Annotated in this window: 20 protein-coding genes; 13 read left to right on the top strand and 7 right to left on the bottom strand. The window is 68.9% G+C overall.

Annotation, left to right across the window (positions count from 1 at the left end; translation table 11 throughout):
* Nucleotides 1–319 precede the first annotated feature (319 nt).
* From LKD76_RS07535 to LKD76_RS07515, 5 genes are all read left to right on the top strand, one after another.
* Nucleotides 320–3,184: an SWIM zinc finger family protein gene (locus LKD76_RS07535; RefSeq protein WP_227980314.1), complete on the top strand. Its 2,865-nt coding sequence runs from the start codon at nt 320–322 to the stop codon at nt 3,182–3,184.
* Nucleotides 3,181–4,284 carry an ATP-binding protein gene (locus LKD76_RS07530; protein WP_227980313.1) on the top strand — a complete coding sequence of 368 codons (1,104 nt, stop codon included), beginning with the start codon at nt 3,181–3,183 and terminating at the stop codon, nt 4,282–4,284. The genes LKD76_RS07535 and LKD76_RS07530 overlap by 4 nt, the downstream gene beginning before the upstream one ends.
* Nucleotides 4,281–6,509: a DUF5682 family protein gene (locus LKD76_RS07525; RefSeq protein ID WP_227980312.1), complete on the top strand. Its 2,229-nt coding sequence runs from the start codon at nt 4,281–4,283 to the stop codon at nt 6,507–6,509. Before LKD76_RS07530 ends, LKD76_RS07525 begins: the two co-directional genes overlap by 4 nt.
* A gap of 22 nt (nt 6,510–6,531) precedes the next feature.
* On the top strand, nt 6,532–7,701 hold the full coding sequence (locus LKD76_RS07520) for a VWA domain-containing protein (protein WP_227980311.1): 1,170 nt from the start codon (nt 6,532–6,534) through the stop codon (nt 7,699–7,701).
* Nucleotides 7,702–7,935: 234 nt separating this feature from the next.
* On the top strand, nt 7,936–8,478 hold the full coding sequence (locus tag LKD76_RS07515; protein ID WP_227980310.1) for a hypothetical protein: 543 nt from the start codon (nt 7,936–7,938) through the stop codon (nt 8,476–8,478).
* Between the two features lie 39 nt (nt 8,479–8,517).
* On the opposite strand, the gene LKD76_RS07510 is transcribed toward LKD76_RS07515, so the two are convergent.
* The gene (locus LKD76_RS07510; protein ID WP_227985138.1) at nt 8,518–11,022 is read right to left on the bottom strand and encodes an ABC transporter permease; all 2,505 of its coding nucleotides are present in this window, start codon (nt 11,020–11,022) and stop codon (nt 8,518–8,520) included.
* 119 nt (nt 11,023–11,141) lie between these two features.
* Entirely contained in the window at nt 11,142–11,906 is a 765-nt protein-coding gene (locus tag LKD76_RS07505; protein ID WP_227980309.1) for an ABC transporter ATP-binding protein, read from the bottom strand.
* Between the two features lie 109 nt (nt 11,907–12,015).
* Between LKD76_RS07505 and LKD76_RS32110 the strand changes: the two genes are divergently transcribed.
* Nucleotides 12,016–12,753, top strand: a complete 738-nt coding sequence (locus LKD76_RS32110; RefSeq protein ID WP_308188509.1) for a phosphatase PAP2 family protein — start codon at nt 12,016–12,018, stop codon at nt 12,751–12,753.
* On the opposite strand, the gene LKD76_RS07495 is transcribed toward LKD76_RS32110, so the two are convergent.
* Nucleotides 12,712–13,971: a serine/threonine-protein kinase gene (locus LKD76_RS07495; RefSeq protein ID WP_308188508.1), complete on the bottom strand. Its 1,260-nt coding sequence runs from the start codon at nt 13,969–13,971 to the stop codon at nt 12,712–12,714. The two genes, LKD76_RS32110 and LKD76_RS07495, sit on opposite strands and share 42 nt — an antisense overlap.
* 112 nt (nt 13,972–14,083) lie before the next feature.
* Between LKD76_RS07495 and LKD76_RS07490 the strand changes: the two genes are divergently transcribed.
* The 4 genes from LKD76_RS07490 (at nt 14,084) to LKD76_RS07475 (ending at nt 18,116) form a co-directional block, all read left to right on the top strand.
* Nucleotides 14,084–14,854, top strand: coding sequence for a deoxyribonuclease IV (locus LKD76_RS07490; RefSeq protein ID WP_227980308.1), 771 nt, complete (start codon nt 14,084–14,086; stop codon nt 14,852–14,854).
* 118 nt (nt 14,855–14,972) lie between these two features.
* Entirely contained in the window at nt 14,973–15,902 is a 930-nt protein-coding gene (locus tag LKD76_RS07485; protein WP_227980307.1) for a TauD/TfdA dioxygenase family protein, read from the top strand.
* Nucleotides 15,903–15,934: 32 nt separating this feature from the next.
* The gene (locus LKD76_RS07480; RefSeq protein WP_227980306.1) at nt 15,935–17,146 is read left to right on the top strand and encodes a CaiB/BaiF CoA transferase family protein; all 1,212 of its coding nucleotides are present in this window, start codon (nt 15,935–15,937) and stop codon (nt 17,144–17,146) included.
* 34 nt (nt 17,147–17,180) lie between these two features.
* On the top strand, nt 17,181–18,116 hold the full coding sequence (locus tag LKD76_RS07475; RefSeq protein WP_227980305.1) for a hydroxymethylglutaryl-CoA lyase-like TIM-barrel protein: 936 nt from the start codon (nt 17,181–17,183) through the stop codon (nt 18,114–18,116).
* Between the two features lie 36 nt (nt 18,117–18,152).
* Here LKD76_RS07475 and LKD76_RS07470 read toward each other — a convergent pair whose 3' ends face one another.
* Nucleotides 18,153–18,953: a TetR/AcrR family transcriptional regulator gene (locus tag LKD76_RS07470; protein ID WP_227980304.1), complete on the bottom strand. Its 801-nt coding sequence runs from the start codon at nt 18,951–18,953 to the stop codon at nt 18,153–18,155.
* A 44-nt stretch (nt 18,954–18,997) separates the two neighbouring features.
* Between LKD76_RS07470 and LKD76_RS07465 the strand changes: the two genes are divergently transcribed.
* The gene (locus LKD76_RS07465) at nt 18,998–20,548 is read left to right on the top strand and encodes an FAD-dependent monooxygenase (protein ID WP_227980303.1); all 1,551 of its coding nucleotides are present in this window, start codon (nt 18,998–19,000) and stop codon (nt 20,546–20,548) included.
* Between the two features lie 52 nt (nt 20,549–20,600).
* Nucleotides 20,601–21,035 (top strand): nuclear transport factor 2 family protein, encoded by a 435-nt coding sequence (locus LKD76_RS07460; RefSeq protein WP_227980302.1) that lies wholly within the window; start codon nt 20,601–20,603, stop codon nt 21,033–21,035.
* On the opposite strand, the gene LKD76_RS07455 is transcribed toward LKD76_RS07460, so the two are convergent.
* Together LKD76_RS07455 and LKD76_RS07450 are read right to left on the bottom strand one after the other, a co-directional pair.
* Entirely contained in the window at nt 21,030–21,869 is an 840-nt protein-coding gene (locus LKD76_RS07455) for a GNAT family N-acetyltransferase (protein WP_227980301.1), read from the bottom strand. The genes LKD76_RS07460 and LKD76_RS07455 overlap by 6 nt on opposite strands.
* Before the next feature lie 61 nt (nt 21,870–21,930).
* Nucleotides 21,931–22,182 (bottom strand): hypothetical protein, encoded by a 252-nt coding sequence (locus tag LKD76_RS07450; RefSeq protein ID WP_227980300.1) that lies wholly within the window; start codon nt 22,180–22,182, stop codon nt 21,931–21,933.
* A gap of 284 nt (nt 22,183–22,466) precedes the next feature.
* Between LKD76_RS07450 and LKD76_RS07445 the strand changes: the two genes are divergently transcribed.
* A complete protein-coding gene (locus LKD76_RS07445; protein ID WP_227980299.1) occupies nt 22,467–22,994 on the top strand; it encodes a hypothetical protein in 528 nt (175 codons plus the stop codon).
* A 72-nt stretch (nt 22,995–23,066) separates the two neighbouring features.
* Here the strand turns inward: LKD76_RS07445 and LKD76_RS07440 are convergent, their stop codons facing one another.
* A complete protein-coding gene (locus LKD76_RS07440; protein ID WP_227980298.1) occupies nt 23,067–24,200 on the bottom strand; it encodes an acyl-CoA dehydrogenase family protein in 1,134 nt (377 codons plus the stop codon).
* Nucleotide 24,201: the final 1 nt, after the last annotated feature.

Genomic DNA, 24,201 nt, shown 5'->3' with positions numbered 1-24,201 from the left:
CCGGCCCGGGCGGGACGCATGGCCATCGGACGGTCGAACCGGCCGGTGGCCACCCCTCGGCCGTCCCGGCCGGGCAGTTCCACGGGTTACACCCTTGCAGGCGGCTCGGTTCAACCGAACAGATCAGAATGCCAGAACTTGCGATCTTGCACAAGGCGAACGCCACGTCGCAATGACATTCTGCGGCATGGATATTCGTCTCGCAACCATCGGGCGAATGTCGGAATCCGAGCACTCCCGGCCGGTCGGGGCCGGATCCACATGATCTTGTCGGTGGGCTCGGGTACAAATCCGGGGTACCGAACGAACGGGGGAACATGTGACGACATCTCCGGCCGCCACCCATGCCGTAACCGCCGACAATGTGCTGGCCCTGGCGCCCGATGCCGCCTCGGTGAACGCCGCGCGCAAGCTCGCCGGCGCCTGGCGCGGCACCGGCGCCCGCGGCAGTGCGCTGTGGGGGTCGTGCAAGGGCAGCGGGGCCGTGCCGTATCAGACGATCGTCGATCTGTCGGGGCCCGCGTATCGCTGCACGTGCCCCAGCCGGAAATTTCCCTGCAAACATGCGCTGTCCCTCCTGCTGCTGTGGTCGCAGGGCGCGATCGAGCAGTGTGAAGCACCGGCCGACTTCGCCGCCGAATGGCTCGCGTCCCGCGCCGCCCGCAACGCGGCGCCGGCCGAGTCCGGCAGCCGCGGGACCAGACAGTCGACGCTGGATCAGCGGCGCGCGCGGGTCACCGCCGGCCTGGACGATCTCGATATCTGGCTCAGCGATCAGATCCGCACCGGATTGGCCCAGGCCGATCACTCGCCCGCGGCCCTGGAAGCGGTGGCCAAGCGCATGGTCGATTCGCAGGCACCGGGCGTCGCCGCCGCACTGCGGCAACTGTCGCGGCGCCTGCTCGGCACCGAACAGTGGCCGGCCATCCTGATCAGTGAATTCGCCCGCATCCATCTGCTGATCACCGCGCATCGGCGGCTCGACGAGCTGGCGCCGGAGCTCGCCGCCGGGGTGCGCGCGCATATCGGCTATCCGGCCCGGGCCGAGGAGGTGCGCGCCGGTGAACCCGCGGTCCGCGATCACTGGATGGTGCTCGGCGTGCGGATCACCGAGGAGGAGCGGGTCTTCAGTCGGCGCACGCTGCTGCGCGGCCGGCACACCCAGCGCTGGGCGCAGGTGGTGGACCACAGCTTCGGCAGCGCGAGCTTCGCGGGCGACCTGCCGATCCCGGGCACCGTGGCGGAGGCCGATCTGCATTTCCACCCCGCCGCGATGCCGCTGCGCGCGGTATGGGGAGCCCGCCACGGCCGGGCCGAGCCGTTCACCACGATCATCGCCGAATCCCCCACCGTCACCGGTCAACTCGGCGCCCATGCCCGTGCGCTGAGCGCCGATCCGTGGCTACGCGAATGGCCGATGCTGCTGTCGGAGGTGGTACCGACCCCTGGTGAGCACGGCTGGTATCTCGCGGAAGCCGACGGCACCGCGGTGCCGATCGCCGCGACCGTCGAGGTGCCGTGGCGGTTGATCGGGCTGTCCGGTGGCCATCCGCTGACGGTGATCGGCGAATGGACCGCGGCCGGGCTGGTCCCGATCGCCGCCCTGTCCGGCGGCGAGCTGGTCGATGTGGAGACCGAATCGGCCACCGGCGTCCCCAGCCCGGCCACCGCGGTTGTGTCGTCCTCGGCCATGGTGGTCCCGGTCGCGCTGCTGGGAACAGCGCGCCGGACCTTGGATCCGGGCACGCTGGCGCCGGCGGTCGCCGAGACATCACGCGCGGCCGATCCGGAGCACACCGTCCTGAATGCGGTGGCGCTGCAGGAGCTCTATCACCGCGGCGGCGCCGAGCCGGCGCGGGTGGAGCCACTCGCACCCGCCGCACCCGACGATCGCCGGGTCCTGTCTCCGGCGGCGGCGCATCGGCTGCACCAGCTGCTCACCGACGGGTCACCGATGCTCGCGGAATGGTTCGAGGCAGCACTGCCCGGCGACCCGCGGGCCCCCGACGCATTCTGTGCCGAGCTGCTGGACCAGGCGAGAACCCAGACCGCCCTGCGTGATTCGCTCCTGCGGCTGGCGGGCCCGCGTGGCCGGTGGCTCGCCGCGCTGCATCCGCGCTGGCGCCCCCTGCTGCGCGCCGGCGACGAGGATCCGCAGGTGTGGACCCATGGCCATCCCGCCGAACGGCGGAGCTGGCTGGCCGCCCTGCGCTCCCGCGATGCCGCGGCCGCACGGGAAGCGCTCACCGAAACCTGGAGCCGGGAACCGGCGCGCGGACGAGCCGAACTGCTGGCGGTACTCGCCGCCGGCGTCGGCGCGGACGACGAATCGCTGCTGGAATCGGCGCTCGACGATCCGCGCGGGGACGTGCGCCGCACCGCCGCGGATCTGCTTGCGCGACTGCCGAATTCGGCCTTCGCCGCGCGGATGCGCGCCCGCGCCGCCGACTGGATCACCGTGCGATCCGGCGCACTGGCAGCCGACCTGCCGCCCGAGCTCGACGACTCCGCCCGGCGCGACGGGCTCACCGATCGTCTCGACCCGGTCGCCTACCGCCGCGACGGCGGGGCCGATGTCGACGCCGAACGCATCCGCCGGTTGATGGCCGCGACTCCGCTGAACCACTGGGAATCGCTGTGCGGTTCCGCGGCGGCGGCCACCGGGCTGCGCCTGCCCGACGACATTCTCGGGCCGATCTGCGCGGGCTGGTCCGAAGCCGCACTCGCACAGCGAGACTCGCGATGGGCCGGACCATTGTTCGAGGTCCTGAGCACCACGCCCACACTCGGCGCGGATCCGCGGTTGCGCCAGGAACTGTTCGCTGTGTTGCCGCTCGAACAGCGGGTGCGGTATCTGTGCGGACTCGACAGCAGCTGGCTGGCCGAACTCGAACTGCTGGTACCGGCGCTGCCGCGCCCCTGGCCACAACCCCTGGCCGAACACGTGATCCGGCTCCTGCTCGATCGCGCGCACCTGGCCGCCGCCCAGCCCGGCGCCGCGGGCCGGTCCCCCGCGTCCTATCGCACCCTGCTGCGCAGTGCCGCGATCAATTTCCCGCCCCGCGCGGTCGGGGCGGTCACCGTGGCATCGCGCCGCTGCGCGGATCCCCACTGGCAAAGCGCCTTCGACCGTCTCACCGACGATCTGACCCAACGCACCCTGATGCTCGAGGAGCTGGCATGACCACGACCCAGAATCCGCCCGCCGACCTGCTGCGCCCCCATGCCGAACAGTCCTTCGCCGGCGAACTTCGCGCCCTCGCCGCCGCGGACGACCGCCCGCGCCCGCCGTCGTGGCAGCTGTCGCCCTGGGCGGTGGTCACCTATCTGCTCGGCGACACCCTGTCCGACGGCACCGTGATCACGCCCAAGTACGTGGGCCCGCGCCGCCTGATGGAGGTCGCGGTCGCGACCCTGGCGACCGATCGCGCACTGCTGCTGCTCGGTGTTCCGGGCACCGCGAAAACCTGGGTGTCGGAACATCTCTCGGCCGCCATCAGCGGGGCTTCGACGCTGCTGGTGCAGGGCACGTCCGGTACCGCCGAGGAGGCGATCCGCTACGGCTGGAACTATGCCCGGCTGCTCGCCGAGGGCCCCAGCGACGGCGCACTGGTGCCCTCACCGGTGATGACCGCGATGCGCACCGGAACCATCGCCCGGGTCGAGGAGCTCACCCGCATCCCGTCCGATGTGCAGGACGCGTTGATCACGGTGCTGTCGGAGAAGACTTTGCCGGTTCCGGAGCTCGGCATCGAGGTGCAGGCGGCCAAGGGCTTCAACGTCATCGCCACCGCGAACGATCGCGATCGCGGCGTCAACGAGCTCTCCTCGGCACTGCGCCGCCGGTTCAACACCGTGGTCCTGCCGCTGCCCGCGGATGAGGAGGACGAGGTGGCCATCGTCACCCGGCGGGTCGAACAGCTCGGCGCCGCACTGCAATTGCCGCCGATTCCGGCCGCCGCCGAGGAGGTGCGCCGGGTGGTGCGGGTGTTCCGGGAACTGCGTTCCGGAATCACCGAGGACGGGCGGACCAAGCTCAAGTCGCCGTCGGGCACGCTGTCGACCGCCGAGGCGATCTCGGTGATCACCAACGGCATCGCCCTGGCCGCGCATTTCGGCGACGGTGTGCTGCGCGCGAGCGATGTCGCGGGTGCGGTGCTGGGTGCGGTGGTCAAGGATCCGGTGGCCGATGCGGTGGTGTGGACGGAATATCTCGAAGCGGTCGTCCGCGAGCGCCCCGAGTGGTCCGACTTCTATCGCGCCTGCCGCGAGGTGCACGGATGACCGAGTCCGCGGCACCCCTGGACGCACCACGGACCCAGGTGTTCGGAATTCGCCATCACGGCCCCGGTTCGGCACGGTCACTGCGCTGGGCACTGCGGCGTTTTCGGCCCGACGCCATCCTGATCGAAGGTCCTGCCGATGCCGATCCGCTGATCGCGTATGTGGCCGCGGAGGGAATGGAACCACCGGTAGCGCTGCTGGCCTACACCCCGAACGATCCGTCCCGGGCGGGATTCTGGCCGTTCGCGGTGTTCTCCCCGGAGTGGCAGGCCCTACGGTACGCCGTGGAAAACGCCGTGCCCGTGCACTTCTGCGATCTACCCGCCGCGCATACGCTCGCCGGTGACGACGACTCGGGTGAGCGCGGTGATCCGTTGGCGGCGCTCGCCGCCGCCGGCGGATACGACGATCCCGAACGCTGGTGGGATGCGGTGATCGAATCCTCGGCCGATCCGAGCGGCGACGGCACCGAGATCTTCGACGCCATCACCGAAGCGATGGCCGAGCTGCGCGCGGCCGACGCCGATATCTCCGCTGATACCCGCACACTCCGGCGCGAGGCGTACATGCGCCAGACGATGCGCGCCACTGTGAAGTCCGGCGCCCGGCGGCTCGCGGTCGTGTGCGGGGCGTGGCATGCGCCGGCGCTGGCCGGCGACCTCGGTCCGGCCGCACCGGATATTCGGCTGCTCAAGGGTCTGCCCAAGGTGAAGACCGCGTTGACCTGGGTGCCGTGGACCCATTCCCGGCTCGCCGGATCGTGCGGGTACGGCGCGGGCATCACCTCACCGGGCTGGTACCACCATCTGTTCACCTACTCCGACCGCCCGATCCCGCGCTGGCTCACCCGGGTGGCCGGCGCCCTGCGGGCACGGGATCTGCCGGTCTCCAGTGCGCACATCATCGAATCGGTGCGATTGGCCGAAACCCTCGCCGCCCTGCGCGGACGTCCCGGACCGGGATTGTCCGAGGTCACCGATGCGACCCGATCGGTGTTGTGCGAGGGCGACGAGGCGATGCTGCGATTCGTGAGCAGTGAACTGGTCGTGGGCGAGGCCCTCGGCTCGGTACCCGACAGCACGCCGACCGTCCCGCTCGACGCCGATCTGCGAGCCCGGGCACGGACATTGCGGCTACCGCAGCAGGCGTTGGCCAAGCAGTGGGATCTGGATCTGCGCAAGGACCGGGATGTGGACCGGTCACACTTGCTGCATCGGCTGCGCATCCTCGGAATCGACTGGGGCACACCGGTTACCGGCGAGGTTCGCAACACCGGCACTTTCCGCGAGTCGTGGGCGCTGCGCTGGGAGCCCGACCTGTCGGTCGCGGTGATCGAGGCATCCCGCTGGGGCACCACGATTCACGCCGCGGCCGAGGCGAAGGTCCTGGACCGGGCCGGCGCCGCCGACGCCACGGTCGGCGATATCAGCGCGGCCCTCGACACCGCGCTGCAGGCCGATCTCGGCGGGGCGGTGGACGGATTGGTCACCAGGCTGGAGGCGGTGGCCGCACTCGACCACGACGTCACCCATCTGCTCGCCGCCCTGCCCGGACTGATCCGCACCCTGCGCTACGGCGATGTACGCAGTACGGATGTGCGCGCCCTCGCCCGCGTCGCCGACGGTCTGCTCGTGCGTATCTGCGCGGGACTGCCCGGAGCCGTGACCGGCCTGGACACCGATGCCGCCACCCACCTTCGCGAGCTGATCGACGCCGCCCATGTCGCGATCGCCACCCGCGACGACCCGCGGGCGACCGAGAGCTGGCTCACGGCGCTGGGCCAGCTGGCCGACCGCGACGATGTACACGGCGCGCTGGTAGGGCGCGCGGTGCGACTGCTCTGCGATGCCGAGATCATCGCCGATACCGAGGCCGGCCGCCGACTGTCGGCGGCGCTGTCGGTCGGCCACCTCCCCGCCGAGAAAGCGGCGTGGATCGACGGGTTCCTCGGCGGACGCGGACTGCTGCTGGTCCACGATCGAGATCTGCTGCGGCGCATCGATTCCTGGCTGCGCCACCTCGACGAGGAGCAGTTCGTCGCCACCCTCCCTCTGCTGCGGCGAACTTTCGGCGCCTTCGAAGCGGGGGAACGCCAGGCGATCGCGCGTGCCGTCCGCGACGGTGCGCCGATCACCGCCACGACCCACCACCGCGCCGGTGTGGATATCGACCGCGGCCTGCTCGCACTGCGCGCGGCGACCGAGATCCTGGTGACCGCGGGATGATTCGACCGAGGAGATACCGACTATGACACATCCGGAGACCGACGACGCCCAAGCCCGTCGCTGGCGGCTCGTCCTCGGCGCACCCGCCGAGGCCGGTCTGGGCGGACTGAATTCGGCCGAGGACACCGCGATGGATCGGGCGCTGTCGGCGCTGTACAACGGCGACGAGCACACCCCGTCCGAGAAGCGCGCGGCCGGCCTGGGCGGTTCGGCGCCGAAAGTCGCCCGGTGGCTGGGCGATATCCGCACCTACTTCCCGTCCACCGTGGTCGAGGTGATGCAACGCGACGCCATCGACCGGTTGCAGCTCAGTCAGCTGCTGCTGGAACCGGAGCTGCTCGAGGCCGTGGAACCCGACGTCCAGCTCGTCGGCACCCTGCTGAGCCTCAACCGGATGATGCCCGAAACCACCCGCGCCACAGCTCGAGTCGTGGTCGAGAAGGTGGTCCGGGACATCGAGCGGCGACTGGCCGCGCGTACCGTCGCCGCGGTAACCGGTGCGATCAACCGGGCCGCCCGAGTGTCGCGGCCGCCATTGCGCGATATCGACTGGGACCGTACCATCCGCCGCAACCTCGCCCATTACCTGCCCGAACATCGCACCGTCGTACCGCAGCACCTGGTCGGCTACGGCCGCAAGGCGCAGGCGGTACGCCGCGAGGTGATACTCGCCATCGACCAATCCGGTTCGATGGCCGCCAGCGTCGTCTACGCTTCGGTCTTCGGCGCGGTGCTGGCATCGATGCGCTCATTGAAGACCTCACTGGTGGTATTCGACACCGCGGTAGTCGATCTCACCGAACAGCTGTCGGATCCGGTCGATGTGCTGTTCGGCACCCAGTTGGGCGGCGGCACCGATATCAACCGGGCCATCGCCTACTCCGAACAACTCGTCACCCGGCCGGCCGACACCTTGTTCGTCCTGATCTCCGACCTGTACGAGGGCGGCATCCGCGACGAGATGCTGCGCCGGATCGGTGCCATGAAGGAGGCGGGCGTCCAGGTGCTGGTACTGCTGGCCCTGTCCGATGAAGGCGCACCCGCCTACGATCACGACAATGCCGCCGCACTCGCCGCACTCGGCGTTCCCGCCTTCGCGTGTACCCCCGACCGTTTTCCCGATCTGCTGTCGGTCGCCCTCGACCGCGGCGATGTGCGGACCTGGGCGCGGTCGAACGCGAGCCGCCGCTGAACCATCGGCACCGCCCGGCGAAAGCGGTTGTGATAGCACGATTCTCACGCCGATCGGCGCCGCGGTGCTATTACCTGCGGTTCTGCGTACTATGCCGGTCACGGCCCGAAAGAGACCCGGCACACATCGGCGGGCCGCGTGTCGGCGCGGAATCCGACGCGATAACTTGGAATGGTGTTGAAGAATTCCGTGGCCACGACGGCAGGAGCATGGCGGGTAACTGACGACACTACGGTGTCATTTCGTGAAGCGGCGGTGGCCTGGGCATTGGCAGCACATGCCGAGCTGGCCGAAACCGCGACCGGATACGGGCATTTCATCACTGTCAACGAGCTGGCCGACCGGATTCAGGAAGTCTCCGGGATCCACACCGAGGCGCCGACCCGGACCTGGATGGCCGCGATTCTGCGCAAGGTCGCACGACGCTGCCACGGCGCCGGCGAACCGCCGCTGACCGCACTGTGCGTGCGCCAGAATCACACCGTCGGCGACGACTACAAATACGTCCTGGAGCTGGCCGGCCTGCCGATCCCCGAGGATCTGGAACTGCATGCCGCCTACGCCCGCTGGCAGTGCTATCAGCACTACGGTGCGGATATGCCCGCCGAGGTCGGCGTGCCGCCACTGACCCCGAAGGTCGATGCGCGCCGCCGCGGACGCGGCGCCGCGAAACCCACCGCCGCACAGGAGGAGAAGTCCTCCGAACCGCGTCCGGCGGTGTGCTCGCAGTGCTTCATTCAGCTGCCCGCGGGCGGCGTGTGCCAGTACTGCGTCTGATCGAGCCGAGTGGCACGGCGGCGCGAGGCCGCCGTGCGCTCACAGATCGGCGATCGCCGCCAGCGGTGGGGTGCGCGCGGCCCGCACGGCCGGCCACAACGCCGCCAGCACCCCCACCACGGCCGAGCCGAGGAGCATGCCCACGATCTGCGACCACGGCACCGTGATCGTGCTCAGCCCCAGATCCGACAGCGTACGCAGGAACCCGACGCCGAGCCCGAGCCCGAGCACCACACCGACGACGGCGCCGAAGACCGCGATCAACATGGATTCGAGATAGATGGTGCGCCGCACCTGTGGTCGCTGCATACCGACCGCACGCAACATGCCGATCTCCCGGCGTCGCTCCACCACCGACAGCGCCAGCGTGTTGACGATACCCAGAATCGCGATCACGACCGCGAGCGCCAGCAACCCGTACAGAATCGCGAGCATGGTGTTGATCTGGCGGCCCTGAGCGCCCTTGAAATCCTCCCGATCCTGCACCTGTACCACCACATACGAGGCGGTCGCCTTCTCCAGCGCCCCCCGCATCGCGGTCAGATCGGCACCCGGCATCCCCTTGACCAGCACGATCAGGTCGGTGCGGAACGCCACCGGCATCACCTGGTCGTACAGCCCCGGAGCCACCACCATCGGGCCGAGCAACTGGCTGTCGGCATAGATACCGGAGACGGTCACCGAGAATTTCTTGTTGTCCACACTCGTGACGTCGACCCGATCCCCGGCATGCCAATGACGTTCACCGGCTTCGGTTTCCGAAGCGAGGATGGAATCACCGGCGAGATTGTCCGTGCCGTGCCGGAGGTCGTAGTGCAGCACACCGCCCAGCGGACCGTCGGGTGAGGTCCCGGTGACCTGATCGTCGCCGACGCGCAGGGCCACCCCGCGGATCGCCACCACATCGGCGACACCCTGGACCGAGCGGGCCGCCTCGGCGGCGCCCAGCGGCACCCCGATCATCTGCGGTCCGGCGAGGACGTAGTCGGCATTGACACCCTTGTCGACCAGGTCGCCGACACTGGCCTTCGCCGAGGCTCCGAGCATGCCGATCGCCGACACCAGCATCAGGCCGAGGGTCAGTGCGAAGGCCGTGGCGGCGGTCCGGCGCGGGTTGCGCACCGCGTTGTTTCGAGCCATCGCCCCGATCGAGCCGAACGGTCGAACCAGCAGTCCCAGTACGCCGACCACCGGTCGCGACAACGCCGGCGAGGCGAACAGCACCGCGAAAATCATGGCCGCCGCGCCGATTCCGACCGTCGCCGCCGCATTGCCGCCGGTATGGCGCGCGCCGGCGACGACGAGGACGACACCGATCACCGCCAGAACCGCGCCGATCACGGTCCGCACCCGCAGTGACTCACCGACCGAGGCGAACTCCTCCCGCATCGCCTCCACCGGCGGAATCTTGGCGGCCCGCCGCGCCGGGGCATAGGCGCTGGCCATGGTGACCACCAGCCCGATCCCCACCGCCGCCAGCACGGTCCGCGGCAGCACCTGCATGGTTCCGGTGGGCAGGCCGAGATCGAACGCGTTCAGCAGTGCCGAGAGCCCGAAGGCCAGGCCGATACCGCCGGCCAGTCCGATCAGGCTGCCGATCAGCCCGATCACGAACGCCTCCGACACCACCGACAATCCGACCTGCCGGCGTCCGGCGCCGACCGCGCGCAACAGCGCCAGCTCGCGCAACCGCTGGGCCACGATCATCGAGAAGGTGTTGTAGATGATGAAAGTGCCGACCAGCAGCGCGATCGCGCCGAAGGCGAGCAGGAAGTAGTTGACGAATTTCAGGGCATTGCCGACCTGCTCCTTCAGATCGGCGCGCACCTGATCACCGTCGGACACCTTGAAGTCCGGCACCGCCTTGGCGATCCGGTCGCGCAGGGTGTCCGGTGAAACACCCGGCACCGCGGCCACATCCACGTAGCCGACATGCGCACCGTCGGTGAACAGCTCGCGCGCCTGGGAGTCCGCGAACAGCAACCCGATGAATCCGCCGGTATCGGAGGGCACGGTGTAGATGCCGCTGACCGTCATATCCATGGTGCCGCGCGAGGGTACGAGCACCGTCGCCTTCTCACCGACATGCAGTCCGGCCCGCTCGGCGCCACCGGAATTGATCGCGATCTGCCCCGGCGTCACCGGCGCCACCCCGTCGACGAAATGCTCCGGTTCGGCGATCGCCCGATCGGGCGGCAGATAGGACCGGCCCCAACTCGGCGCACCGCCGGTCTGCACCGCGTGCCCGTCCTTCAGCAAGACGACCGGCCCCTGCACGGCGGGCGCGACCGCGCGCACCCCGTCGGTCCCCGCGACGGTGGTGACCACATCGTTCGGAACACCGAGGGACTGAGCGTGTTCGGGCTCCACCCGGACGTCCACGCCCTTGGCCTGATCGGCGAAGATACCGTCGAAGGTCTGCTGGAGGGTATCGGTGAACACGAACGAGCCCGCGACGAACGCGGTCCCGAGCACGACCGACAACAGGGTCAGAACGAGCCGCACCTTGTGCGCGGCCAGATTACGCAAGGCCACCTTGCGCATCGGAGATCCAGCCACGATCTATCCCTCCAGTGCCCGGCGGGACACCCGCACCCGGGCGGCGCCATGAGCCGCCGCGCGATCGTCGCTCATCACGCCCCGTAATCCGCGATCGTCGCTCATCACGCCTCCAGCGACTTCATCCGGTCCAGTACCGATTCCGCTGTCGGATCACGCAATTCGTCGACGATGCGGCCGTCGGCGAGGAAGATGACGCGGGCGGCGTAGGAGGCGGCATGGGGTTCGTGGGTGACGATGACGACCGTCTGGCCGAATTCGTCGACCGCGGCCCGCAGAATCGACAGCACCTCTCCCGAGGACCGCGAATCCAGATTTCCGGTCGGCTCGTCACCGAAGATGATGTCGGGCCGTCCGACCAGCGCCCGGGCGCAGGCCACCCGTTGCTGCTGGCCACCGGACAGTTCGCTGGGCCGGTGGTCCAGCCGATCGCCGAGCCCCAGCCGTCCGATCACCGTATCCAGCCACTGCTGATCGGGTTTGCGGCCCGCGATATCGAGCGGCAGGGTGATGTTCTCGAGCGCGGTCAGCGTCGGCACCAGGTTGAAGGCCTGGAAGACGAACCCGATGCGGTCGCGACGCAGACGGGTCATCTGTTTGTCCGACAGCCCGGTCAGCTCGGTATCACCGATCGCCACGGTGCCGGAGGTGGCGGTGTCCAGTCCGGCCAGGCAGTGCATCAGGGTGGATTTGCCGGAGCCGGACGGGCCCATGATCGCGGTGAACTCCCGCTGGGCGAAATCGGCCGATACTCCGTCGAGGGCACGGACCTGGGTGTCTCCGGATCCGTACAGCTTCATCAGGTCGGTTGCGCGGGCCGCGAGCGTGGTCGCGGCGGCGGTTTCGGTGCCAAGGGCATCGGCAGTCATGCACACCAGTCTGGTCAAGACCGCCCGCGGGCGCCATCAGGAATATCCCCCAATACCTCAGGGGCACGGCTCGCGTCCGGGACCCGCGCGCCGACCTATTCTCGTGCCCATGGCCCTGCTCGCCCCCGTTCTGCTCGCGGTCGTCATCGGGATCGCGGCGATGCAGCACGGATCGATGAGCCGGGCCCGGGCCGCGGTCCTGCTCGCCCTGGCCACGGTCGCCGGCCTCTTCGCCCAGCTCACCCACGATGTCGTCGACGGCGGCGGTGCGATACGTATCGACGAGCCGATCACCGACTGGGTGATCGGCCACCGCGTCGGCTGGCTGAATCCGGTGGTCCGGATAATCACCGACAGCGGTGGTGTCGCGGCGATGACGGCGGTGACGATCGTGGTCTGCGCCGGGTTGGGCGCGCGGCGGCGATGGCCTGCGTTCCTGGTCGTCGCGGCGGCGGGCATCGCCTCCGCGGTACTCGGATCGGTGCTGAAATCGGCGATCGGGCGAGCGCGTCCGCCGGTCGTCGATCGGCTGGTCTCGGAGACCAACGCGTCGTTCCCGTCCGGTCACGCCCTCGGCAGCACCACGATCACGGGAATCGTCGCCGCGCTGGTGGTGATCGGCACCGCGCGCCGGTCGATCCGGGTGGTGGCGGTGGCCGTCGCGGCCGGGTTCGCGGTGATCATCGGGCTCACCCGGATCTATCTGGGTGTGCACTGGACCACCGATGTGGTCGCCGGCTGGGCGCTGGGCATCCTGCTGATCGCGCTGTGCCTGACACCGTATCTGTGGTGGCGGCGGGGCCGATCAGCTGGACATGGCCGCCATGACCAGGAGTACGACCAGTAGCAGCACCACCGCGCCGACGATGATGCCGATGATCACGCCGGTATTGGATTTGCTCTGCGGCGCCGGTGGCCGGTAGCCGTAGGGCTGGTTGTACGGGGCGGACGTACCGTAGTTCGGCTGCACCTGGTTCATCGGCTGCATCTGGTTCATCGGCTGCATCTGGTTCATCGGCCGCGCGCCGGTGAGCGGCGGCACGGGCTGCGCCATCGGGTGCGGCTGCGACATCGGGTGCGGCTGCGACATCGGCCGCGGTGCGTGCGGCACGGACGGACCGGTCGACGGATGCGGCGCGACCGGAGTGCCCGGGCCCGTCACCGGCCGTCCCGTCGTCGGCGTGGGCGGCCCGGTGTAGGGGTGTCCGACCGTCGGAATGCGCGGCGCACTGGCCGGCGACACCGCCTGGCGCGCGGCGGCCGCGAAGTCGGCACAGGTGTCGAAGCGGTCGATGGCCCGCTTCTGCATCGCCTTGAGCAGGACCGCGTCCAATCCGGCGGGCAGGCCGGGACGCACACTGCTCAACGACGGCGCCGGACCCTGCAGATGTCCGCGGATCACCGCCGCCGGATTCGGCGCGTTGAACGGGCCGCGACCGGTGAACAGCCAGAACAGACTGCATGCCAGCGAATACTGATCCGAACGCCCGTCGAGCTGGGCGCCGGTCAGCTGTTCCGGCGAGGCGTAGGCCAGGGTCGCGGTGAAGGTTCCGGTCTGGGTCAGGTGGCCGCCGTCGTCGCGCAGCCGCGCGATACCGAAATCGGTGAGGTAGACCCGCTCACCCTTACCGCCGGTGGAGCGGGCCAGCAACATGTTGCCCGGCTTCACATCCCGGTGCATGACGCCGTTGCCGTGCGCGTAGTCCAGCGCCTCGGCCACCTCGGCGATGATCTGCACGGCACGTTCGGGCGGCAGCTTCTGCGGATCCACGCTGGCGGCGTCGATTCCGTCGATGAACTGCATGGAGATCCAGAGCTGGCCGTCCTCGAGGCCGCGATCGTAGACCGTGACGACCTTGGGATGGTCGAGCTGGGCGACCAGATCGGCCTCCCGCTCGAAGCGGGCCCGAATCTCCGGATCGGCGACCATTTCACGGTTGAGCAGCTTCAACGCGGTCATTCGCGGCAACCGCGGATGCTTGGCGAGATACACCTGCCCCATACCACCGCGGCCCAACAGTCGTTCGATGACGTAGCCCGCGAACACATCGCCGCTTGCCAGCATGCCCCGCTCCCACTTCCCGTGCCGGAATCACCGAAACCATAGCAGTACGGCGGAAAAGGCGATCTCGATCGGCGGGGGCCCGGCTGTCGGTGGCTACCGATACCCTGCTGTCATGCGCATTGGAGCACACGTCCGCCAAGACAGTGATCCGATCGGCTTCGGCGAGCGTCTGGGCGCCGACGTCATCCAGATGTTCGTGGTGGACCCGCAAGGCTGGGACAAACCGCAACCGCACCCCCGCACCGAGGAGATCAAGGCCAGCGCGATCGACGTGGTGGTGCACTCCTCGTATCAGATCAACGTGGCCAGTACGAACAACCGGCTGCGGATGCCGTCGCGCAACGCGGTGGCCCAGCAGGCACAGGCCGCGGCCGATCTCGGCGCGTTCGGGCTCGTCGTCCACGGCGGGCACGTGCGGTCGGATTCGGAGATCGAGGCCGGCATCGTCAACTGGCGCAAGCTGTTCGAACGCCAGCAGGACAAGGGCGGGTTCGCGGTGCCGATCCTCGTCGAGAACACCGCGGGCGGCAATCACGCGATGGCGCGGCACTTCGATTCCATCGCCCGGCTGTGGGACGCGATCGGCGATTTCGGGGCCGGCTTCTGCTTGGACACCTGTCACGCCTGGGCCGGCGGTGAGGAACTGATCGGCGTCGTCGACCGGATCCGTGCGATCACCGGCCGGATCGATCTGGTGCATCTGAACTCCTCGCGCGACGATTTCAACTCCGGCGCCGACCGGCACGCGAACTTCGCCGACGGCACGATCGATCCGCAGTTGCTGGCCGAGGTCTGCCGGACCGCCGATGCGCCGGTGGTGCTCGAGACTCCGGCCGAAGGTGTCGCCGAGGACCTGGCCTACCTGCGCGAACACCTGGGCTGATCACAGCGGCGCGGTCGATCCGCGGCCGGCTTTGTGATCGCGCTGACCGTAAACCTGTTCGCGGGCGAGGCTCGATGGTGTGCTCGAACCACAGCAAGATTCGAGCGAAAGGCCTTCCATGTCTGTCGATCACGCAGCAGAACCCGTGTCCGTGCGCAAGCTCGGCACCCACATCGGTGCACGGATCGACGGCGTCCGGCTCGGCGGGGATCTGGCTCCGGAGACCGTCGCGGCCATTCGCACGGCACTCAACGAGCACAAGGTGATCTTCTTCCGCGACCAGCACCATCTCACCGAGGACACCCAGTACGAGTTCGCGGAACTGCTCGGCAGCCCCACCACGCCACATCCGACGGTCACCTCCAAGGGTGTGAAGAGCCTGGCGATCGATTCACACCACGGCCGGGCCAACAGCTGGCACAGCGATGTCACCTTCGTCGACCGCATCCCGAAGGCGTCGATCCTGCGCGCGGTGAGCCTGCCCAGCTACGGCGGTTCCACGACCTGGGCGTCCACGGTCGCGGCCTACGAGTCGCTGCCGGAGCCGCTGAAGCGGCTGGCCGAGGGCCTGCGGGCCGTGCACACCAACAAGTACGACTACGCCGCGACCCAGGAGGATCGGCCGAACCAGCGGTCCAAGGCCTACCGCGAGGAATTCGAGTCGACCTACTACGAGACCGAACATCCGCTGGTCCGGGTGCACCCCGAAACCGGTGAGCGCGCGCTGCTGCTCGGACATTTCGTCAAGCAGATCGTCGGACTGTCCGGTAACGAGTCGCACGCGCTGTTCCGGCTGTTCCAGGACCGGGTGACCCGGCTCGAACACACCACCCGGTGGGATTGGTCGCTCGGTGACGTGGCCATCTGGGACAACCGCGCCACCCAGCACTACGCGATCGACGACTACGACGGCAGCGAGCACCGCCAGCTGACCCGCATCACGCTGGCCGGCGATATCCCGGTCGGAGTCGACGGCCGCTCCAGCACCGTCATCGCCGGTAACGCCGAGCACTACTCGATCGTCGAAGAGGTCGCCCAGGCGGCCTGACCGTCACCGCCGGCCGGTGGTTGAATCACTACATGGAGATTCGACCGCTGGCCGGCGTTCGGGTATTGGAGCTGGGCAACTACATCGCCGCCCCCACAGCCGGGCGCATTCTCGGCGACTTCGGCGCCGAGGTGATCAAGGTCGAGCGCCCGAAAACCGGTGACGAGCTGCGTAATTGGCGGCTCTACGGCGGCGATACCTCGATGCTCTACCGCACCGTCAACCGCAACAAGAAGTCCATCACGCTGGATCTGCGCACCGACGCGGGCCGCGCGATCGTGCTCGATCTGATCCGGCACTGCGATGTGCTGCTGGAGAACTTCCGCCCCGGAATGCTGGAGAAGTGGGGGCTGGGCCCCGAGGTCCTCGACGAGGTCAATCCGGATCTGGTCATCACTCGAATCTCGGCCTACGGCCAGACCGGTCCGCTATCGCAGCGCCCGGGGTTCGCCGCGGTCGCCGAGGCGGTCGGTGGGCTGCGTGAACTCGTCGGCGATCCGGACCGGCCGCCGGTCCGGGTGGGTGTCTCGATCGGCGATTCGATCGCCGGGATCTACGCCGCCTTCGGCACGGTACTGGCGCTGTTCCAGCGCACCGGTGCCGACGAGCGAATTCCGTTGCCGCACCGCATCATCGATGTCGCGCTGAGCGAATCGATTCTGTCGGTGATGGAATCGCTGGTCCCCGATTACGAGGCCTACGGCATCAACCGCCAGCGGGTCGGCGGGCGCATGGAGGGGATCGCACCCAGTAACGCCTATCCCTGTTCGGATGGCACCAGCATCATCATCGGCGGTAACGGAGACGCCATTTTCCGCCGCTACATGCAGGTGATCGAACGGCCCGAGCTGGCCGAGGACCCGGAACTGCAGGACAACGCCGGACGCTGGCGCCACCGCGACCGCCTCGACGCCGCGATCGGCGAGTGGACCGCGCGCCGCACTCGCGAGGAGGCACTGGCCGTCCTGGAGGCGGCCGCCATCCCGTGCGGGCCGATCTACACCGCCGCCGATATCGTCACCGACGAGCAGTACCGGGCCCGGGACATGATCCAGCATTTCCCGGTCGACGTCGGTGCGGACGAACCGAAGCAGGTGGCGTTCACCGGCATCGTCCCGGTGATCGGCGACCGGTCGCTGCCCATCCGGTCCGTGGGCCCGGACCTCGGTGAACACACCCGGGAAGTACTCTCGGAGCTGCTGGGCATGTCGGAGGCCGAGATCGACGCCCTGGACGCGTCGTGAGCCGGGCGGTCTTCCCGCGGACTCGGGAGGTGCGATGAGCGACGCGACGATCACGGCCGGATTGCGTGATGTGACCTTGCGCGACGGTCTGCAGTTGACCGGCAAGGTACTGCCCACCGAGCACAAGGTGGAGATAGCCCGCACCCTGCTCGCCCTGGGGGTGCCGGAGCTGGAGATCGGTTCGATGGCGCGGCCGGATCTGGTGCCGCCGATGGCCAACACCATGGAGCTGGTCGCCGCGCTGAGTCCCGAAGAGCTGCAACGAAGCTGGGTGTGGGTGGCCACGCCGCGACAGGTCGCCCGGGCCGCCGAGGCGGGAGTGCGAAAGTTTCAGTACTGCCTGTCGGTTTCGGATGCGCACAACCAGGCCAATATCGGCCGCACCGCCGAGGACAGCGTGGCCGCCATGCCGGAGGCGATCCGGTTGGCCGAGGAGGTCGACGGGTCGATTCAGCTCTGCCTGGCGACCTCGTTCACCTGCCCGTTCGACGGACCGGTGGATCCGGCGCGGGTGCTGGCCATCGCCGCCGACCCGCGCACCGACGGCGCCGCGGATATCGTGCTCGCCGATACCCTCGGGCAGGCGCATCCGTCCCAGGTACACGCACTCGTGGCCGCGGTCCGATCGGGAACGCCGCAGCGCCGCATCCTCTTCCACGGCCACGACACCTGGGGTATGGGGGTCGCGAACTCACTGGCCGCGGTGGCCGCCGGAGCGAGCGCGGTCGACGGTTCGCTGGGCGGTCTCGGTGGCTGCCCGTTCGCCCCGGGCGCCAGTGGTAATACCGCGAGTGAGGATCTGGTGTTCGCCACCCGCCCCGATTGGTTCACTCCGGCCGCGCTGGCCACCCTGGTGGAGCTGACCGAGACCTTGCTCGCCGATCTCGGTGAACCCAACCGCTCCCGCACCGCCGAGGGCGCCCGCTCCGAGGCCCGCGCATTCGAATGGGTCGTGCGACAAGCGGATTAGCGGGACCCGGTATCGGCGGCGCCGGCCCGCGATGGGTCACGCCGGACCGGCGGGCGGGGTCGACGGCGGTCGCCGGCCTTCTTCGATCCCCAGTCGGGAGGCCAGCCCGTCCACAAGACACCGCAGGGTCCACGCCACCGGATCGGCCGGGCCGGAGCCGGTCCGGCCGTGGAACCAGCGCGCGAAGGCCGGGTAGTGGCCGCCGGCGAGAATCGGTTCGATGAAGGGTGCTGCCGCCGCGGTCAGTTCGCTGTCGGTCCGTATACCCACGCGCGATCGCATCCGCTGTTCCTCGGCCGCTTGCAGTGCGGCGCCGAACAGGTGACCGTCCACCGCGCCGGTCAGTAACGACAGATCGTCGGCGGACAGCCCCAGGGGCTCGAGCATCCGGAAGCGGACATCGAAATAGCGCAGTGCGTTCGGTCCGAGTGGCGGCCGGGTGTGGACGAGTTCGCCGAACCACAGATGCCGCTGGATCACCACCCAGGTATCGAGCGCCAGGCGCTCCAGCGCATCGCGCCAGTTCGGCTGTTCGCCTGTGTCTTTCGACTCCGGTGCGGCGCCGGCCGGTGGTTCCGGTAGCGGAATCTCACCGTAGACGGCGTCGATCATCAGATCGACCAATCCGTCCTTACTGCCCACATAGCGATACAGCGACATCGGCGTGGAGGCGCCGACCGCCTGCGCGACCCGGCGCATGGTCAGCGCCCGCGCTCCCTCGCCATCGGCGATCGTCAGGGCCGCGCGCAGGATGTCCACGCGGCTCAGGTTCGTCGTCGGCCGGCCAGGTGGTTCCGGCAGGGTCCAGATGAGCGCTCCGGGTGCCTCGTCGGTCATCGCACCTCCTTGCCGAAATTCAACCACTGGTGTACAACGTACACATGATGTACGACGTACACTCAGAGCCCGTAGTGATCGTCGGCGGCGGACTGACCGGACTCACCGCGGCCCTGTTCCTGCGGCATCACGGTGTCCCGACGGTACTGATCGAGCGCCGCCGCACGACCTCCCCGCAGCCGAAAGCACGCCGGATCAATATCCGCACGATGGAGCTGTTCCGGCAGATCGGCATCGCCGAGGCCGTCGAGGAGGCCGCACGGGGCCTGTCCGCTCATCAGGCGATGGCGGCGGGCCCGACCCTGGCGCGCGCCGAGCGCATCCCCTTCACCCTGCCCGGGGGCCTGCCGGACTGGGATGCGATCACCCCGTCCGCGGCATGTCTGTGCGCTCAGGATCTCCTGGAGCCCCTCCTGCGCGACCTGGCGACGGCCCGTGGCTGCGATATCCGATTCGGTGTCGAATGCGTCGAATTCGAGGAGACCGCAACGGGTATCGCCGCACTGTTGCGCACCGGCGACGGTCTCGCCGAGCCACTGCGCGCGTCGTACCTGATCGCCGCGGACGGTGCGCACAGCCCGATCCGGCACCGGCTGGGCATCGATCGGCACGGCCGCGGCACCCTCGGGCGCGCGGTGAACGTCTACTTTCGCGCCGATCTGTCGGAGGTGGTGCGCGGCCGCGAATTCAACCTCTGCCAGATCGAGAACGACCGCATCCCGGGCGCTTTCGCCTCGGTCGACGGATCTCAGCGCTGGATCTTCACGAGTTCCACCGAGCTCGACCGCCCGGCCGCGGACTGGCCCGGCCTGCTGCGCCGGGCGATCGGCGCCGGCGATCTCGACCTCGAGGTGCTGAGTGTATTGCCCTGGGAGTCCGGCATGTTCGTCGCCGACCGGTTCGGATCGGGCCGGGTCTTCCTCGCCGGCGACGCGGCCCACGTAATGCCGCCCTATGCGGCCGCGGGTGCCAATACCGGCATCCAGGACGGCCACAATCTGGCCTGGAAACTCGCGATGGTGTTGCGCGGTACGGCCGATCCGCGATTGCTGGACAGCTACGATGCCGAGCGCCGCCCCATCGGCTGGTACACGGCCGACCAATCCAGCATCCGGACCGCGAATCTGCGCACGATGGCCACCGAGTCCGCCGACGACACCCCCCTCGCCGATCCGATCGCGCTGATCCTGGGATTGCGCTATCCCGACGGCGCCTTCGTGGACGACGGCAGTGCGCACACCACCACCCGGCTCGATCTCGGCGGTTGCCCCGGTACCCGGCTGCCGCACCGCTTCCTGGACGGCCGGCGCTCCACCCTCGATCTCGTCGGCACCGGCTTCACCCTGTTCACCGGACCGGATGCGGCCGCCTGGCAAGCGATGTCACCCCGCGACGACCGGGTGCGCCACCTCCGCATGGACGAGAACTGGTGCGCCGACGTCGGCATCGGCACATCCGGAGCACTGCTGGTGCGCCCCGATCAGATCGTGGCCTGGCGCGCGCCACATGCCCCCGCCGATCCCGGGCGGGCGCTACGCGCGGCGCTGACGCGGATTCTGGGCACACGTGACAGTGCTCACGCGCGCTTGACCTGAAGTTACGTTCAGTTTCTAGGTTCGAGAGCGTACCCGGAACCAGGAGGTAGTCATGATGAATCGCCCCGCATTGGACAATCCGTCGGCACGCGACGAGGCCCATCGGGTCGCGACCGCATTGGCCGCGGAACTGCAGCACGCCGGGGAAACGGGTGACGCGGACCTCTACGACCACTCCTTCGCCGCGGACGTGCTGTGGGGAACTCCGTTCGGCGCCACCGTCATCGGCTACGACCAGCTCAATCCGATCCACCATCGGCTGATGTCCGGACAGGTGGCGCCGCCGTCGACCTTCGAAGTGGTCACGGCGATCAGCCCGGCCCCCGGTGTGGTGGTCACCCAGATCCGGCGGCAGGCCGCCGATCCCACGGCGTTCTCCGAAACGGCGCTGTACGTCATGGTGGAACGGAACGGAAACTGGTGGCTTTCGGCCGCCCAGAACACACCGCTGAATCCGGAGAAGTCGCCGCTGCTGCGGATGTCATGAACCGGCGGGATCCGTGCGAGTGTCGAAGGTGTACTGCAGGAAGTCACACACCGGCCGATATCCGATGTCCTGATAGATCTTGTTGGAGGTCGGATTGCCGATATCGGTGCACAGGCACACCTGCGAGCCGTTGTCCCGCAACATTTTCGATACCCGGGCGGTGAGCGCGGAGGCGTAGCCGCGGCGCCGGAACTCCGGCGGCGTGTACACCGGCGCGATACGCGTCCAGCCGAAGGAACGGATCTGATGTCCGGCGATCGCCACCGGCCGCGCACCGTCCTCCCACAACCACAAATGCCCCACGGCCACCCGCGCGGGCACCGACCGAGGGTCCGGACCTATGCCGGAATCCCGTCGCATCCGCTCGGCGAACTCGACGCAGATCGCCACATCCGAGTCGGTGGCCGGCCGCGCGCGACCGGATACCACGGGACTGCCCGGATCGGCGAACCGATAGAGCCGGGTGGACCCGGTCTGCCGGAAATCCTTGCCGGACAATGCCCGCCAAGACCGGGCGAAGGCGAGGCCGGACAGCGGGCCGCCGTCGACGCCGGGCATATCGGGGTCGCCCGCGAAGAAGGTGCCGGCCAGTTCCGCGAGCGCGGCATCGGGAAGCTCGCCGAGGCACACCCCGCGCCCAGGGGTGTCCATCGCGACACCGACCACCGCACCGTCGGCATACACCGCGGCGAACAGCGGATCGACAACGGACGTACCCGCCACGCAGTTGTCGACCATGGTGGTGATGATCGTGTGCCGCAGGGGGTCTCGCGCCAGGAAGGTCTCGGCACGACGGCGGAATTCGGCCGCGTCGATGGTCGATTCGATCCTCATGCCGCCCCACGGTAAGCCCGAGGGATTCCGGCGCCCAGTGATTTTCCGCCGATGCGGAACCTCAGGCGGAACTGTGACCGTCGGCCCGCAGCTTCAGCAGGACCAGACCTGTCGTACACGCCAGAATCAGTCCGGCGACAGTGATTTCGACACGAAGGCCCGCGATGCCGAGCACCGCGCCGACCAATCCACCCAGGAAGATCAGCCAGGCCGCGATGCGGGCTGTGATCGACCATGCGGTGCGCCCGGATTCGGCGGAGGCCGAATCGTTCCGCGACACCGCGCGTGTGGGGGATGTCGAATAAGCTCCCATCACCACTCCTCGATGACGCCTACCGAGATGCTCGAAACGTCAGTTTCACCCGGCAAACAACACGCGTCGCATTTGTAACTTCGCTCACACGGTACGTGGCCGTTGCCGAAACTCCACACGACACGTGCCCGCAACACGCCGAAAGTAATCGCTTTGTTATGTGAAACATTGGCACTTCACGTTACTCTCCGGTATCTTGCCGCGCCGCGGACGCGTCTGGCCTCGTCAGCCGGTCTCGGTTACTGTGAGGCCACTCGGAAACAGTTTGAGGGAGCACCACATCCATGGACGACAGGGCGGGCACGGGGGATCGCGCCGATGCGGATATCCCAGGCCGCCTGAATATGAAGGTCGCGGGCCCCGCCATGGCCGCCGGCGCCGTATCGCTGGGACTGGTGCTGATCGGCGCCTGCGGGATCGGGCACAAGGACGTCTACGTCGCCCCGCCGCCACTTTCCGCGGATCTGCAGGTAGCCACCGCCCCGCTCCGGCACAGCGGCACCACCACTCCCCAGGTGATGATTCCGCCCTCCCCGTCCTGGCGGGTCGCGGCGAATACGCCGGCCCGGCGGACCACCTCGGCGACCGCGACCGACACCGCCATCACGTCGCCCGATGCGGAACCGAGCTACACGCCCTACGCGCCGCCGCCGACCACATCCTCGCGAACCGTCCCGACCACCGTTGATCCGAACGACGACCGTTACGACGAATCCGAGACCGGCACCACGACGACCACGCGGCCGCACTACACGCCGCACTCGATCGAGGAGACCGAACCCGCGCCGCCCGACAGCGGCAACGAGAACTGAGACCCGATACGGAAAAGGTGGCGGCCGCGCGGAATTCGCGTCGACCGCCACCCCTGCCGGAGACCGTTCGAATCAGAGTTCGACCAGGCTGTACTCCCCCACCCCGGCGGCGAGCACACCGAGATGTTCCCTGCGGCCACCGAAGGTCTGATCGACCGCGGTGAGCCGGGCGACGTAGTGACTGACCGGATATTCGGTGGTGATGCCGATACCGCCGTGCATCTGCACCGCTTCCTGGCCGATATGGCGAGCACCGCGCCCGACCTGCAGGCGGGCCCGGGACAGGACCGACGCGTCGACCGCGCCCTCGGCGAGCGACGCCGTCGCGTAGTAGCTCATGCTGCGGGCCAGCTCCAGCGAGACGTACATATCCGCGGCACGCTGGGTCAGGGTCTGGAACTTCGACAGGGTGACCCCGAACTGCTTGCGCGTCTTGAGATATTCGGTGGTCAGGCGCATCGCCTCACCCATCGCACCGACCGACTCCGCACACAGGCTCGCCTGTGCGACAGCGATGGCCGAGGCGACCGCGTCGGCGGCGTCACCGGCATCGGCCGCACCGAGCAATTCCGCGGAAGCCGAGGCGAATTCGACCTGCGCACCCCGCCGTTCGTCGAAGGTGCGATACGGCGTGCGAGTGACGCCTTCGGCATCGGCCGCCACCAGGAACACCCGCAGCGCACCGTCGGCGTCGCGCGCGGTCACGACCAGCTCGTCGGCGCAATCACCGTGCGGTACCCGGCTTTTCACACCGGTCAGCCGATAGCCGGCGCCCTCCGCGGCGGCCGTCGTCGTCACCTCGAGATCCGGCCAGCGCGAACCGGCCTCCTCGTGCGCCAGGGCCAGCAGCCGGGATCCGCCGACCACCTCGGGCAGGATCCGCTCGCGCTGTGCGGCCGTACCTAGTGCGGCGACCAGCCCACCGGGCAGCAACACCGCGTCGAGCAGCGGCTCCGGCGCCAACCGGCGCCCGATCTCCTCCATGACGACCATCGTCTCCACGGGGCCCGCGCCGACACCGCCGTCGGCCTCGCTGAAACTCAGTCCCAGCACACCCAATTCGGCCAGTTGCGACCACACGTCACGGCTCCAGCCGAGTTCGGTGTCGAGCACCTTCAGCCGGCTCTCCGGATCGTAGGTACGAGCCAGCAGATCACGCACCGTATCGCGCAGCATGACCTGTTCATCGGTGAGCTCAAAGTCCATG

The organism is Nocardia spumae (assembly GCF_020733635.1).
GTDB lineage: Bacteria > Actinomycetota > Actinomycetes > Mycobacteriales > Mycobacteriaceae > Nocardia > Nocardia spumae.
The sequence above is the reverse complement of the archived record's forward strand: the minus strand, read 5'-3'. Positions and strand labels throughout refer to the sequence as shown.

Excerpts from the sequence above, each read along its gene's own strand:
- LKD76_RS07530 (WP_227980313.1), top strand. The coding sequence starts at position 3,181 with ATGACCACGACCCAGAATCCGCCCGCCGACCTGCTGCGCCCCCATGCC.
- LKD76_RS07525 (WP_227980312.1), top strand. The coding sequence starts at position 4,281 with ATGACCGAGTCCGCGGCACCCCTGGACGCACCACGGACCCAGGTGTTC.
- LKD76_RS07520 (WP_227980311.1), top strand. The coding sequence starts at position 6,532 with ATGACACATCCGGAGACCGACGACGCCCAAGCCCGTCGCTGGCGGCTC.
- LKD76_RS07510 (WP_227985138.1), bottom strand. The coding sequence starts at position 11,022 with ATGCGCAAGGTGGCCTTGCGTAATCTGGCCGCGCACAAGGTGCGGCTC.
- LKD76_RS07505 (WP_227980309.1), bottom strand. The coding sequence starts at position 11,906 with ATGACTGCCGATGCCCTTGGCACCGAAACCGCCGCCGCGACCACGCTC.
- LKD76_RS32110 (WP_308188509.1), top strand. The coding sequence starts at position 12,016 with ATGGCCCTGCTCGCCCCCGTTCTGCTCGCGGTCGTCATCGGGATCGCG.
- LKD76_RS07495 (WP_308188508.1), bottom strand. The coding sequence starts at position 13,971 with ATGCTGGCAAGCGGCGATGTGTTCGCGGGCTACGTCATCGAACGACTG.
- LKD76_RS07490 (WP_227980308.1), top strand. The coding sequence starts at position 14,084 with ATGCGCATTGGAGCACACGTCCGCCAAGACAGTGATCCGATCGGCTTC.
- LKD76_RS07485 (WP_227980307.1), top strand. The coding sequence starts at position 14,973 with ATGTCTGTCGATCACGCAGCAGAACCCGTGTCCGTGCGCAAGCTCGGC.
- LKD76_RS07480 (WP_227980306.1), top strand. The coding sequence starts at position 15,935 with ATGGAGATTCGACCGCTGGCCGGCGTTCGGGTATTGGAGCTGGGCAAC.
- LKD76_RS07475 (WP_227980305.1), top strand. The coding sequence starts at position 17,181 with ATGAGCGACGCGACGATCACGGCCGGATTGCGTGATGTGACCTTGCGC.
- LKD76_RS07470 (WP_227980304.1), bottom strand. The coding sequence starts at position 18,953 with ATGACCGACGAGGCACCCGGAGCGCTCATCTGGACCCTGCCGGAACCA.
- LKD76_RS07465 (WP_227980303.1), top strand. The coding sequence starts at position 18,998 with ATGATGTACGACGTACACTCAGAGCCCGTAGTGATCGTCGGCGGCGGA.
- LKD76_RS07460 (WP_227980302.1), top strand. The coding sequence starts at position 20,601 with ATGATGAATCGCCCCGCATTGGACAATCCGTCGGCACGCGACGAGGCC.
- LKD76_RS07455 (WP_227980301.1), bottom strand. The coding sequence starts at position 21,869 with ATGAGGATCGAATCGACCATCGACGCGGCCGAATTCCGCCGTCGTGCC.
- LKD76_RS07450 (WP_227980300.1), bottom strand. The coding sequence starts at position 22,182 with ATGGGAGCTTATTCGACATCCCCCACACGCGCGGTGTCGCGGAACGAT.
- LKD76_RS07445 (WP_227980299.1), top strand. The coding sequence starts at position 22,467 with ATGGACGACAGGGCGGGCACGGGGGATCGCGCCGATGCGGATATCCCA.
- LKD76_RS07440 (WP_227980298.1), bottom strand. The coding sequence starts at position 24,200 with ATGGACTTTGAGCTCACCGATGAACAGGTCATGCTGCGCGATACGGTG.